13 protein-coding genes and 1 pseudogene are annotated in these 12,552 nt (G+C 62.6%); 4 read left to right on the forward strand and 10 right to left on the reverse strand.

Translation table 11 applies throughout. The features are described 5' to 3' along the window. A pseudogene (locus ACOQFP_RS08030) lies at positions 1-525 on the forward strand (hypothetical protein); the annotation flags it as partial. Between the two features lie 28 nt (positions 526-553). Here the strand turns inward: ACOQFP_RS08030 and ACOQFP_RS08035 are convergent. Next, a complete protein-coding gene (locus tag ACOQFP_RS08035) occupies positions 554-922 on the reverse strand; it encodes a histone-like nucleoid-structuring protein Lsr2 (protein ID WP_230074796.1) in 369 nt (122 codons plus the stop codon). Between the two features lie 88 nt (positions 923-1,010). Further along, positions 1,011-1,940 carry an ATP-dependent DNA ligase gene (locus tag ACOQFP_RS08040; protein ID WP_421583988.1) on the reverse strand — a complete coding sequence of 310 codons (930 nt, stop codon included), beginning with the start codon at positions 1,938-1,940 and terminating at the stop codon, positions 1,011-1,013. Positions 1,941-2,037: 97 nt separating this feature from the next. Here ACOQFP_RS08040 and ACOQFP_RS08045 point away from each other — a divergent pair, with 97 nt between their 5' ends. From ACOQFP_RS08045 to ACOQFP_RS08055, 3 genes are read left to right on the forward strand one after another with little or no spacing between them, the layout of a single operon-like run. Next, the gene (locus tag ACOQFP_RS08045) at positions 2,038-3,189 is read left to right on the forward strand and encodes a tyrosine-type recombinase/integrase (protein WP_206539353.1); all 1,152 of its coding nucleotides are present in this window, start codon (positions 2,038-2,040) and stop codon (positions 3,187-3,189) included. A 5-nt stretch (positions 3,190-3,194) separates the two neighbouring features. After that, positions 3,195-3,527, forward strand: a complete 333-nt coding sequence (locus ACOQFP_RS08050; protein WP_052054821.1) for a helix-turn-helix domain-containing protein — start codon at positions 3,195-3,197, stop codon at positions 3,525-3,527. Further along, complete coding sequence (locus ACOQFP_RS08055; protein ID WP_052058731.1) at positions 3,527-4,459, forward strand: site-specific integrase; 933 nt, start codon at positions 3,527-3,529, stop codon at positions 4,457-4,459. The genes ACOQFP_RS08050 and ACOQFP_RS08055 overlap by 1 nt, the downstream gene beginning before the upstream one ends. Positions 4,460-4,611: 152 nt before the next feature. Here ACOQFP_RS08055 and ACOQFP_RS08060 read toward each other — a convergent pair whose 3' ends face one another. The 8 genes from ACOQFP_RS08060 to ACOQFP_RS08095 form a co-directional block, all read right to left on the reverse strand. Next, complete coding sequence (locus tag ACOQFP_RS08060; protein WP_037154330.1) at positions 4,612-5,973, reverse strand: MBL fold metallo-hydrolase; 1,362 nt, start codon at positions 5,971-5,973, stop codon at positions 4,612-4,614. Between the two features lie 57 nt (positions 5,974-6,030). After that, entirely contained in the window at positions 6,031-6,300 is a 270-nt protein-coding gene (locus ACOQFP_RS08065; protein WP_027494148.1) for a metal-sensitive transcriptional regulator, read from the reverse strand. Positions 6,301-6,379: 79 nt separating this feature from the next. Continuing rightward, positions 6,380-7,153: a sulfite exporter TauE/SafE family protein gene (locus tag ACOQFP_RS08070; protein ID WP_037154327.1), complete on the reverse strand. Its 774-nt coding sequence runs from the start codon at positions 7,151-7,153 to the stop codon at positions 6,380-6,382. Continuing rightward, on the reverse strand, positions 7,153-7,572 hold the full coding sequence (locus tag ACOQFP_RS08075) for a DUF302 domain-containing protein (RefSeq protein ID WP_027494150.1): 420 nt from the start codon (positions 7,570-7,572) through the stop codon (positions 7,153-7,155). Before ACOQFP_RS08075 ends, ACOQFP_RS08070 begins: the two co-directional genes overlap by 1 nt. A gap of 42 nt (positions 7,573-7,614) precedes the next feature. Next, entirely contained in the window at positions 7,615-7,866 is a 252-nt protein-coding gene (locus ACOQFP_RS08080) for a YgaP-like transmembrane domain (RefSeq protein WP_027494151.1), read from the reverse strand. A 28-nt stretch (positions 7,867-7,894) separates the two neighbouring features. Then, complete coding sequence (locus tag ACOQFP_RS08085) at positions 7,895-9,961, reverse strand: MMPL family transporter (protein ID WP_027494152.1); 2,067 nt, start codon at positions 9,959-9,961, stop codon at positions 7,895-7,897. 1,513 nt (positions 9,962-11,474) lie between these two features. Continuing rightward, positions 11,475-11,768 (reverse strand): hypothetical protein, encoded by a 294-nt coding sequence (locus tag ACOQFP_RS08090; protein ID WP_027494153.1) that lies wholly within the window; start codon positions 11,766-11,768, stop codon positions 11,475-11,477. Positions 11,769-12,407: 639 nt separating this feature from the next. Beyond that, positions 12,408-12,552: integrase core domain-containing protein (locus ACOQFP_RS08095; protein ID WP_421583989.1), on the reverse strand; the 145-nt coding region annotated here is incomplete at its 5' end.

The raw sequence follows: 12,552 nt of genomic DNA on the forward strand, positions 1-12,552 counted from the left end.
GAATCGCCGACAGCGGCCCGACACTCGTCAATCGTGGAAAAGCTGGGTAGACCAGCGGTCACGCCCTGCCTGGAAACAGTTCTTGCTCGTGTCGTCGATTCGGATCAACTTTCACAAGCTCATCGGTGGATTCAGGCTAAGACTGCATCGGATATGGCTGCGGAACTCGAAGCAGTCGAGAGAGGCGAAAAGACCTTTACATGGCCGGACGTCTTCTACCTGGTAAGCGTCGGGAAGTTGGCAAAAGTCAAGCACAAAGCCTTCGCCGAAGAATCGGAATGGCGACTCATCACCAAGGACCACGGGATGGAACACCCAGACTTCAGAGCAGGAAAGCTGGGTCTGGTTCCGTACGTGAAGCTGTTCTTTCAGCTGTCCGATGATGAGGGGCCAGCCATATCCGAGATCGTCGTCGGTCCCGGACCGGAGCAGAGCTTGCGGGTGGATGCCGTAAAGCGTCTGTTGGACAAGATCGGATCCTCAAACACACGCGTGAGACGGTCGAAAGCACCCTTCAGGGGCTGAGATCAACACCTCACCCCTGAAATACAGGTCAGTGAGCGGCGTTGAACGCTTCTTCGATGTGGGCCGGGATGCGGCCGCGGTCGCTGATCGGGTGCCCCTCGTCGGCGGCCCACTGCCGAATCGCGCGTGTCTGCGCCGGATCACGGGCAGCCGGTGTCCCGGTCTTCGCGGGAGTCGTCGCGCCGGCGGGGGAGGGCTTACGCTTGCGGCCACCGACCCGAGTGGAATGCTCGATGTAGTAGTCGAGCTTCCTGTGGAACTCGTTGGCGTTCTTCGCTTTCAGGTCGATCACGTACTCGACGCCGTTGACCGCGAATTCGATCGTTTCGCCGGATTCGTCGTCGATGACCGACCCGTCGATATCGTCCACCAATTGGGTTGTCACTCGTTTGGCCACAGTCGAAAAACCTTTCGATCACACTCAATGTCACGAACTCGGGCAACGGCCAGCGTAACCAACGAATGTGCCGATGAGTTGCACCCTTTCATGTCACGACATCGTGGGGATCGATGTCGGATCGGATTCCTTTGAATGCGGGGTGCCGTAATCGCCCCGTTGTCGATTGTTCGCGGTATTCCACGATTGCCACCAATTCCGGTGTCACCCATGACACTCCGACTGCGTCGTCGCGCGGAATCGGACCGTGCAGCGCACTGTCCGGACGGGTGCGCTCGGTGAGCGTGCTCCGCAGCTCGCGGCGCATCCGGTCGGTGAAACCCGTTCCTACACGGCCGATGTAGACCAAATCGCCCTCCTCGTCGTACGCTCCGAGGAGCAGCGCCGCCAGTGTCCCACCGCCGCGGCCGCCGGCGGGAACCCATCCGCAGATCACGCCTTCGCGTGTGTTCCGGATCGGTACCTTGATCCACGACGGCGACCGGATCCCCGATCGGTACACCGACTCCGCTTTCTTCGCCACGACCCCCTCGATGCCGTTGTCGGCGGCAATGCCCATCAACGTCTCGCCGTCGATTCCCGTCATGTTCGGCGGCACCTGTATCCGCCGCCCGTCGGCCACGCCGAGACCCTCGAGCAGCGCACGGCGCTGCGTGTAGGGAAGCGTCCGGACCGATTCGCCGTCGATGTCGAGGACATCGAACACGAAATACGCCACCGGGGTCGACCGCAACAACGCCGCCGACGGCCGCGCGACATGCATTCGGCGTTGCAGCAACCCGAAATCGGGCCGACCGCCCGAATCCAGGGCCACCAACTCACCGTCGAGGGTCACCGACCGACCCGCCGTCGTATCCGACAACGCCGACGCCACGTCCGGGAACGAAGCGGAAATGTCGTTTCCGTTGCGCGAGAACAGTCTCACCCGCGATGTGCCGTCGACAACGCTGACTCCGCGTTGGCCACTGGAGTTCGAGCGGGTTCCGGCGTTCGCTGGTTCCTGGTATCGATACTGCACCGCTGGTCAGGGCCGGTGGTTCTCTTCATCCGGTAGCCACCCAGATTTCACCCACAACTAGCGGAATCTGCCAGTTGATTGCGTAACTTCACCGTTTGTGTCAGATTTCGCTACTCGTCGCAGGCAGCGCATTGCTGCGGACTCGGCACCGACTGGCGCGGCTACTCCGGCGCGGGCACTAGCCGATGTCGAGTCGCTGCAGCGACTCGATCCTGATGTAGACGAGCGCGAGTTCTACCGGAACACCCTGGTCGAATACGGATGGGCCCGAGACGTCGCGGGACTGACTCCGTCGACCCTGCAACAGATCATGTATCCAGTTATCGAGGTGTGCGACTACTTCGATTGTGTGCCATGGCGATTGACGCAGAAACAGTTCGACCAGTATTTCTCGGGTCCTGGTAAACGCAGCCACGCAACCGTGCGCAAGAAGACAGTCCAGATCGACAACTATTTTCGGTTCCTTGAGCAGCGATACGCGGGTGAGCTTTTGAGGTCTTTCGGCGTCGGTGTCGAATCGCCAGTCGATCCGTTCAACCGGCCCCGGCACCGAGGAGATTTCAAGCTCAGGATCCCGCCGTCTCACCGGGCGATGACGGCGTTCTTCGCTGACTGGCGTGACGCGCTTCCGTGTTCGCGGAAGTACCACGTCAACGCCCGTGACTACACCATGGCCAAGATTGCGTACCTATCTGGAGTACGTGCGTCGGAGCTGTGCGCCGTACGGATCGGTGATATCCATTGGGAAGTTGGTCAGTGGGGACGCTTTGTCGTCAAGGGCAAGGGCGCACGTGGATCAGGGCCGCGGGAGCGGCAAGCGTTCTTGTTCGAAGAAGGCCGTGATCTGCTGTGGTGGTACCTCGAACAAATTCGGGGTGACTTCACCGATGACCCCACCGATGCCGGCGCACCTCTATGGCCATCGGAGCGTCTACCAACTGCTGTGGTGGCGCTTGACCTGGCTGTGGCACCAGCAATTCAGCCCTCGACATTTCGGCGCAACCTCAAGACTGCCTCGCTCCGTCACCTGAACGGCCCGGTAACCGAGCTGTATCCGCATCTGCTGCGCCACGCTTGTGCCACACACAATTACCAGCAGGGCATGCCGTTGTGGGATGTGCAGAAGCTGCTGGGACACGAGTGGGCCAGCACGACTGTGGGTTACCTGGCGTCGGCCGGAGGTGACCCGGAACGGGCGGTCATCGAATCGACACAGCGCGCTGTACGGCGCTTGAGTACGGAGAACTGAGAACTATGAAGTGGAACTTGCGAATGGTCGCGGCGCAACGAGACATCTGGCGCCCAACGCAGCTGCTGAAAGCATTCGAGGAAGTCGATTTCCATCCTTCGCTCAGCAAGGCCGCAGCGTTGTGGTCCTCGGCCCCCATCACCGTGCGTCTCGACGATCTCGACAAGATTTGTTCGGCGTTGAACTGCACCGTCGGCGATCTGATGCAGGCAGAAGAGGCTGCTGCCAGCCACTTGGAGCAACCAGTAGCACGTGTAGTCGGCGATCGAGTAAGGCCGTCGTCGCCTGTGACCGGTAAAAGATTGCGCGGTACCCGCCGAGTGCCACCCCCGAACTGATGGCTGATTGCAGCCCCACGACCGGGTCGATCGCCAGCAATGCCGCCCGTCATACCCAGCGGACGTTGCGCATGATCGACGACACTCCGCCGCAGTTCCAGGAGGACGTTCGAGCTTGGGTCGCGGCGTTGGGTGGTCGGGGCCGACGGCCGTCGCGTCCGCTGTCGGAGGCGACGATCGCGATCTACCTCAACTTCGCGCTGCCGGTCCTCATCGGTTGGGGCGAGACACACGAAAGCCTGCGTGCCGTCGAAGTCCGGGACATCGAAGAGGCTCTGGTTGGGCATGCCGGGCAGTCACGGCACAACGTTCACACCGCTCTGCGGTCGCTTTTTCGTGGGCTCAAGCGAGAACGGCGTGTATTCGCAGATCCGGCACGAGCTGTCGCCGGGCGCTACAACCGCCGGATGCTTCGCCCTGTCTCTTCGGACCGACTGCACGGACTGTTCGAGCAATTCGAGCGCGCCGATCATCGAATCATCCTGGCACTCGTGGCAATTCACGCACTGACCATCGAGGAGATCATCGATCTGCGTCTGGACCAGATCAACCGCACGAGCGGCCGAGCGACCATCGTCCGACCTCACACACGGCACACGGTGTGGTTCGACCAGCTCACCACCGAATTACTGCACAGCTGGCTGGCGTATCGACACGTACGGTGGCCATCGAGCGCGAACCCCTACCTGCTGATCAGTGGATACACCGCGCCGACCGCAGTGCCCGTCAGCCGCCACTACATCACCAGACCGTTCCGGGAGATCGGCCTGACCGCCGGGCAATTACGGGTCGATCGCATCCTCGACGAAGCAACCCAGACCGGCGATCCCGTCAGGTTGATGACCGTTTTCGGCATCGGTAACACCACCGCAGTGCGGTACGTCAGAACCGCTCACCCCGGACAATTCGACGTCGATCCCACCGCGCCGTAAGCGGCTCGACGTCGAACGTCGCCGGAGGTGGGGAAGCGGCGAGCGAGCTTCCGAACCTGTAGGACCCGGGCTTCAAGGTCAAGCACTTCAGTCAGGCGACTCAGTTGTAGGCGTGTACTCGTGTTGGCGGGTGGGCCTGTGCGGCGCGTCCGTCAGGTGCGCGCAGTGTGAAGCTTGAGCTGTACGGCGTGGTCGTAGTCGTCGTCGATCAGCGTCACGGTGCGGTGTTCGCGGTCGAGCAGTGAGGCCGCGATCGAAGCTCGGTAGCCGGAGGCGCAGTGCACCCACACGTCGCCGTCGGGGACCTCTGCAAGTCGGTGCGGCAGTTCGTGAAGGGGGATATTCACTGCACCGGGGATATGGCCGTCCGCGTACTCGGACTGTTGACGTGTGTCGAGCACAGTGATGTCGGAGTCGGTTGCGGCAAGTCCGGCGAAGTCGGACACCTCGTAGGACCGCACGTGGCCGTCGCCGGCGAGTGAGTGAATCTCACCGACAGCCGAACCGGAGGGGCGGTCGATGCCGATGCGCGCCAACTCTCGTGTGGCATCGTCGATTTGGTCAGAGGTGTCACCGATCAATGTCAGCGGCGCACCCCACTGGTAGAGCCATCCGAGGTAGGTGACGAACGTCGTCGACAGCTCGAAACCGAGGGAGCCGTCGAGATGTCCAGCAGCGAAGGCGGTTCGTGCGCGGAGGTCGACGACCCACTGGCCATCGTCGATGCGCCTGCGTAGTTCGTCGGGATCGACAGGCTCCGGGGTGGACAGATCGATCGGGGCCGGACCTTCGGTGTTGATGACGCCCATGTGGGCGTAGTACGCGGGGTAGGCCGACAATCCTGCGATCAACTCGTCGACGTACGTCTGCTCGTCCTGGGTCAGCGCGGGATTGGACTGCTGCTGTTCACCGATGGTCGACGAGTCGCCGCTGGTGGGGGTCGCGGAGCAGAAGCTACCGAACCCGTGGGTGGGGTAGACCTCGACATCAGCGGGCAGCTCGGCGGCGATACGACGGACCGAGTGGAACTGCGCGTGGGTGAGCTCGTCGGTGTGCTCGGAACCGAGCAGGTCGGTGCGGCCGGTGGATCCGTACAGCATCGAGCCACCGGTGAAGATCGCGATCGGTTCGTCGCCGAGTCGCAGCACGTAACTGACGTGATGATGTGTGTGGCCCGGAGTGTGCATCACCTGAAATGTCGCCGATCCCGCTTCGACGACATCGCCGTCGCCGACTGCGCGCCGTTCGTATTCGACCGGGTCGCCCTCGGGGACAACGTATTCGGCTCCGGTGGCGCGTGCGAGTTCGAGTCCGCCGGTGACGTAGTCGTTGTGGATGTGGGTTTCGAGTACGTGGGTGATCGCGGCGTTCTTCTCCGTGGCCAGTGCCAGGACGCGGTCGATGTCACGTTGGGGATCGATCACGACGGCGATGCCGTCGTGGCTGATCAGGTAGCTGCGGTCGCCGAGGCTCGACGTTTCGATGATTGCGATGTCTGGATCGGTGGTGCTCACGGGGTACTCCTACGGTGTAATCGGGTCGGCCTCGTTTCTGACGTGAAACGTCCTCGTTCAGGCCAGTGCGAGGAAGAGCTTTTCCAGTTCTGCTTCGGTCATGGGCTCTTTGTTGTCTGCGGTGTCGCCGGTCATGCATTCACGAAGGCCGGTGGCCACGATCTTGAATCCGGCTTTGTCGAGGGCGCGGGAGACGGCGGCGAGTTGAGTGACGACGTCTTTGCAGTCGCGTCCGTTCTCGATCATGCCGATCACACCGGCGAGTTGGCCGTGTGCGCGGCGCAGACGGTTGAGTACCAATGCGATGCTGTCTTCGTCGCCGATCATTGCGGTCTCCTGAGGGTGTGTGATGGTGGTAGTCGTTCCAGATTACCCCCGGGGGCATCGATTCGGTGTGTGCAGTCGGTCATGAAAGAACGAGGGTGTCGACAAGTACATAGCCCGCGACGGCGAACACCAGGTAGGCGAACCACGTGCGCAGCTTGTCGGTGTCGATGCGTGTGCTCAGTTTTCCGGCGACCAGCGAGCCTGCGATCGCAGCACCGGCGAACGCCGCTTTCAGTGGCCAGTTCCCGCCGAGCCCGTCGGCCTGAGCGATCAGTCCGGCGGCGGAGTTGGCGACGATGACCACCAGCGACGTTCCGACAGCGACACTCATCTCGATTCCCAGCAACAGCACCAGAGCGGGGATGATCAGAAATCCTCCGCCGACGCCGAACAGTCCGGTGAGGACACCGACCCCGAACCCGGTCGGTATGGACCGTGGTGCGCATCGCCGCCAATCGATCCCGGAACTTCCTGTCTTGCAAGCGGTTCCGACATCGTCGGTGCTGCGCAGCATCCGCGCCCCGGCGATGATCATGACGATCGCGAAGCCGATCATCACTGCGGCCTCGGGCAGATGCCTGCCCAGGACGCTGCCGACCAGCGTGCCGACGATACCGGTGGCCGCGAAGATCGCCGCCAGTCGCCATTCGACGAGCTTCGCCCGCACCTTGGGGATGGCCCCGGTCGCCGAGGCGACACCGATCACCAGCAACGATGCCGGTATCGCCTCCGACAGGTCCATTCCCAGGGCGTAGACGAGAACCGGGACGGCGAGGATCGACCCGCCGCCTCCGAGGAGACCGAGCAGGATGCCGACGGCGACGCCGAGGACCAGTGCCAGCGTCAGGGTCATCAGCTGTGGGCTGCGTCCTGGCCACCGAGTGCGTCGATGGCGGCCTGGAGCTTGGTGGTGGCCTCGGCCGCGACGTCGGACAGTGCTGGCTCGCCGGTCGCTTGGACCATGATGTCGGGGTTCATCGCTTCGACAATGACCGATCCGGAAGCGGAGGTGTCGGCGCGGACGACGACATTGCACGGCAACAGCAAGCCGATCTGGCGCATGACCCCGACGGCGCGGTGCGCGAGGGACGGATTGCAGGCACCGAGGATCAGATACTGCTCCATGTCCTCGCCGAGCTTGGCCTTCAACGTGGCCTGCATGTCGATTTCGGTGAGAACACCGAAGCCCTGATCTGCGAGGGAGGCTTTGACGGCGTCGACTGCGGTGTCGAAGTCGGTGTCGGTCAGAGTGGTCGAGAGTGCGATGTTCATAAGGGAAGTTCCTTTCGGTCGTCGAACTGCGGTGATCTGGGCCTACCCGATTCGGGGCTGGCGAATACTCGGCACGCCCACCCTGGTGAGAAGCGCGCTGGCCGGGCACCAGCCGACCGCTGCGTAAAGGGCGAGGTTCGCGGCAGCGAACGCGCTGAGCAGTCGCCACTGCGGTGCGTGGAGTTCGCCGAGGGCCAGGCCGGTGGCGGTGACGCCGGCGGCGAGGGCGGGGACGATACGTTCGATCGGCCAGCCCGCGAACGCGGACGAGCGAGTGGTGTTCGGATCGATCATGATTGCTCCGTTCGGGTTGTAAGGGTGGTCAGTGCGAGAAGCTGATCGAGGGCAACACCTTGCGCAGCCAGGCCGGTGACCACCATGCGGCGTGTCCGCTCAAACGCAGCAGGACCGGCAGCAGGATCAGCCTGATCAAGAAGGCGTCGAGCAGTACCGCGACGCCGAGGATGATGCCCATCTCCTTCGGTGGGAGCGGATCGGAGAGTGCGAAGGTGAAGAACACTGCGACCATGACCGCGGCGGCGGCGAAGATGACCCGGCCGGAGTGGGCGAGGCCGTCGACCTGAGCGGCTTTCGGGTCCCCGGTCTTCTCGTAGTGCTCTTTCGCGGTGGCGAGCAGGAACACTGTGTAGTCCATGGCGATGGCGAAGATCATCGCGAAGAAGAACACCGGACCCCAGCCGTCGAGGAAGCCTTGCGGGGTGAATCCGAGCAGTGATGCGCCGTGCCCGTCCTGGAAGATCAGCTTCGCGACCCCGAACGCTGCGGCGGTCGAGAGCAGACTGACTGCGGTGCCGAGGATCGCGATCAGCGGTGCTTGGAGTGCGACGAGCAGCAGGATGAAACCGAGCGCCAGAATGATACCGATCACCAGCGGTAGGTAGTCGTTCAGTGCTTGCTGCAGATCGAGGTTCTCCGCTGGGGCACCGCCGACCAACGCCGACTCCGGGAGTTCGGCGCGCAGGTCACCGAGGATGGTGCCCATTCTCTCGTCCGAGGGGTCAACGGTGGGAAGTGCTTGTAGCAGTGAGTAGTTCGAGCCGTCCGCGGCAGGCTGGGGCGGAGTGACCATCGAGATCCCGTCGACGGTACTGGCTGCCGTGGCGGTCGCGGCGGCATCCGCGGACGGGACGACGATCTGCAGTGCGCCGGGTGCGCCGGCACCGAACTGGGCCTGGACGAGCTCGTAACCCTGGCGAACCGGTGCGTCTTCGGGGACGACGGCGATCGAGGGCATCGCCACTTTCAGTCCGAGGACCGGAAGGGCCAGCGCAATGAGGATGCCGACGGAGACCAGAGCGAACGGCCAGGGGTGCTTGTGGAGCAGTTCACCCCAGGCTGCGAATTTCGGGGAGCGGTGCTGCTGGCGCTTGGCGTAGGGCAGGGAGGCGGCGTTGACCTTGGAACCGAGTGCACCCAGGGTTGCGGGGAGCAGGGTCATGGTGGCGATCAGCACGAAGGTCACGGCGAGCATGATGCCGACGGCCATGGTGCGCACCGCCGGTGCGGGAACGAGCAGGACGGCCGAGAGGCTCACCAAGACCGTCAGACCGGACAGGACCACGGCTTTGCCTGCGGTGTCCATGGTTTCGGCGACCGCGGCACGTGGATCGGCGTTGCGCAGTGCGTCGCGGAACCTGGCGACGATGAACAGGGCGTAGTCGATTCCGAGGGCGAGGGCGAACATCATCGCGAAGTTCATCGCCCACACCGAGATCGGCGTGACGCCGTTGAGCAGAACGAGTCCGCCTGCGGATGCGACCAGGCCGGCAACGGTGAGTAGCAGCGGCAATCCCGCGGCGACGAGGGAGCCGAACGCGAGCACCATGATCGCCAAAGTGACCGGCCAGGAGAACAATTCGGCCTGAATCATGGCGTCGTGGTTGGCCTTGTTGAAGTCCGACCACAGTGCGGAGGATCCGGTCGGGTAGACCTCGATGCCGTCGCCGGAGAGTTCGGTCAGCTCGCCCTTCACCTCGTCGACGGCCTTGACCATGTCGTCGGTACTCGCGTTTGCGCCGGCGATCAAGATGCCGGTGTGACCGTCGGGACTGATCGTCATGCCCGGCTGGGGGGCGATGACCTCACCGAAGCGAGTGTCACCGTCGAATACGGCCGCGACGTCGGTGAGTGTCTGCTGCATCGCTGCGTCTTCGATCGTGGCGGTGTCGGAGTGAACGACCACCTGCACTGCTGCAGAGGAATTGCCGCCGAAATGCTGCTGGGCGAGCTCGCGGACCTGGACGGATTCGGAACCGTTGGCCTGCCAGCCGGCCCCGGCCAAGGATGAGAACACCGATGGCGCAGCCGATCCCAGAGCAACGAGGGCGATCAGCCAGATGCCGAACACCCACCGGCGACGCGCGACCATCGTGCTTCCCAGGCGGCCTAGTGCGCCGGGTGCCGGTGGCCGATGGCGGTCGTGGCGGCCGGTGGCCGCCGCGGTAGCGGGCTTGGTCACAATTGCTTCTCCTAATACGGGTGGGGGTATTCAGAAGTGTTGAAGACGCCCAGAGATTCCTGCGAAATGCAGTGGAGTGCTGTTGGGGTGGGGGTCAGCGACGAAACAGGGAACGAAAGAAGTTGTCGCGTGTAGCTGGGGCGGGTGTCTCCATGGAGCAGGAGCACTGCTGCGACCGCGGAACGTTCTTCATGACGCTGTCGACATGTCGACCGCAGCCAGCCCAGGTGGTCTTACCGCATGCCGGGCACGGGACGGGGTAGCACATGGCGGTCCTTTCTGGCGGGTACATCACTACTGTGACACATACCTAGGGGGGTATGCAAGTACCCGTGGGGGTATGAGGGAAGGGGTGGGCCGGAGCCGATCGGTAGACGGCAGTGGTTTTGCCGGATCCAACGCGAGGCTGTGCTGGCGGCCGCAGAAGGCGTTTGATGGTCGCCAGTCTGCGAATGCGGTTGTCCCTCAGGGGTTGATGCTCCACCCACGCGCGAGTTGCGCCGCTATCGTCCGCGAGTTTCTGTGAACCCGCGCAGTTGCGTCCCACTTCCATTCCCACACCCAGACAGGGCCGGACGGGAGCGGCCCAGCGGTGGCCAGCATTGGAGACAACGGATTCGGGGGCATCGACGACGGATGCCCGCGCCACTGGCAAGCGAACCATCTCGGGCAACAACACCGCGGCTTGCAACACGAAACGGAACTCAACCGATAGGAAGGCTGTGAATCGAATTCGATCTAGACACCGGCGTGGAACGAGCCAAACCGTTTTGCTGGTAGTTGCACTACTTCTGAGCGCAACAGTCGGGTGTTCGTCGGCGGACGAGAGTTCAACGTCACCAGCAGGGAGCCCGACGGCGCGAACGTCCACGCTCAGTGACTGGATCACAGCAGCGTGCGCCAACGGCGAGTACTTCGATGGAGCGGGCAGCTTGGAACGGGCAGACAGTGCTTCGCTTTGTTTGACAGTTCCCGACCGCAATGGAAATCCTCAGCTCGACTTCGGACCGTACTCGTCCAAGTCAGGGCTTGACTACGATGCGTCGATCCGGCCCGGCGTTCCCTACGCGGTGTTCGAGAACGACCAGGGCATAACGTGGGCGTTCTTTCTGTACGGAGGAACCGAAAGTACTCCCACCCGACTTGAACCGCTACGGCAGTTCGGGTTCAAAATTGTTCCTAACGATGGGTAACAGCTACTGGAAGGACTGCTTCACAACGGCGGATCCGCGGTACTCGTCTAGAGCATGTCCGACAGGCGGTCGCGCCAGTAGGTAGGTATGAAATACGTTGCATGACAGTGACTTCCAACCGTGACCTGACATAATCTATGATACCGGCAATGATTGTCGTTATTGATATTGTTGTGCAAGCTAGCAGGGAGCCGAGGAGCTGGGATCGCTGAAGGAATGCTGCGGTCGTGTCAGAAACCGGCGGGGTCGGCATCTACTGATTGCGAGCCATCACCTTCGATTTCGGTGGCCAAAAGCCTTTTTGCTTCCTCGGCTGCTTCACGGTCCGCCTTTCGTTGGTCCATGAATTTTTTGCACGCAATCACTCCGGTCGTAAGTACGACACCCATGCCAACGCCCTTGATGAGGAGGCCGGGCGTGGCTTCTGAAACAGCCCCACGCTCGATGTCCTTCATATAATTCCCAACTCCTCCAGCCTCTTTGGCGGCGATGGTGAAGAGCTGATAGGGACCGAGGTTGTTCATGCCGATAGCTTAGACTCGGGCGATCAGGCCGGTAGATGAACACATGGGCGATAGTCCCGCCATGGCGGCGACCGGCGCGCGTGACGGGGGCCGGGATGGGCCCGCACGGGCCACCAATTTCGGCCGGACCCGATGCAGTACAGGCGATCGACCGGATGGGCTGTCGCCTCCATCTCGTTGACCACGAACAGCACCGATCGCTTCAAACACGATCGCGACCCCGCGACGCGGGCAGACCGGCCGGCAGCTGTAAACGTTCAGCGACCGCCGGCGATTGACTCAATACCCGGGCAACGGCCATCGACGGACGTAGCATCTGTGCCATGTCAGACGCTTCCGATTCCCAACTCGACATTGAGTATCGCGCGTTCGTGCGCTCGCTGCACACGGACACGATCAACACCGTCCTGGCCGTTGAAAGTTGGTGGCAGCCCGGTTGCTTCCGTATCGCTGCTCTTGGCGGGTACACCGAAGACGGGAATACCGACTCGAAAGATGTCGCCGAGGCGATCGAGCAAGACTGGCGTCAGATCATCCACCCCAGGCTGCTCACCCTGGTCAACGGCCATCCCGACCCTGACGTTCGGTTTGCTGCCGATGTTCTTGTTAAACGGCTGTGGTCGATGATCCTTATCGTGACTAGCTGTTCTTCTCGGGGACGTTGTGGACGGTCAGTCGCTCGATGGGTGACTTGCCGCCGATGCCTGTGTGGGGTCGGTGGTGATTGTAGTGATGGATCCAGTCTTGGTAGGTCGCCGCTCTGGCTTCGTCGGAGAGATAGGTG

The sequence above is a fragment of the Rhodococcus sp. MALMAid1271 genome (assembly GCF_049195265.1).
Classification (GTDB): domain Bacteria; phylum Actinomycetota; class Actinomycetes; order Mycobacteriales; family Mycobacteriaceae; genus Rhodococcoides.

What these genes read in the sequence shown, in the direction of transcription:
- ACOQFP_RS08065 (WP_027494148.1), bottom strand. Translation starts at nt 6,300, where the DNA reads ATGATCGGCGACGAAGACAGCATCGCATTGGTACTCAACCGTCTGCGC.
- ACOQFP_RS08055 (WP_052058731.1), top strand. Translation starts at nt 3,527, where the DNA reads ATGGCTGATTGCAGCCCCACGACCGGGTCGATCGCCAGCAATGCCGCC.
- ACOQFP_RS08050 (WP_052054821.1), top strand. Translation starts at nt 3,195, where the DNA reads ATGAAGTGGAACTTGCGAATGGTCGCGGCGCAACGAGACATCTGGCGC.
- ACOQFP_RS08080 (WP_027494151.1), bottom strand. Translation starts at nt 7,866, where the DNA reads ATGATCGATCCGAACACCACTCGCTCGTCCGCGTTCGCGGGCTGGCCG.
- ACOQFP_RS08090 (WP_027494153.1), bottom strand. Translation starts at nt 11,768, where the DNA reads ATGAACAACCTCGGTCCCTATCAGCTCTTCACCATCGCCGCCAAAGAG.
- ACOQFP_RS08070 (WP_037154327.1), bottom strand. Translation starts at nt 7,153, where the DNA reads ATGACCCTGACGCTGGCACTGGTCCTCGGCGTCGCCGTCGGCATCCTG.
- ACOQFP_RS08075 (WP_027494150.1), bottom strand. Translation starts at nt 7,572, where the DNA reads ATGAACATCGCACTCTCGACCACTCTGACCGACACCGACTTCGACACC.
- ACOQFP_RS08085 (WP_027494152.1), bottom strand. Translation starts at nt 9,961, where the DNA reads ATGGTCGCGCGTCGCCGGTGGGTGTTCGGCATCTGGCTGATCGCCCTC.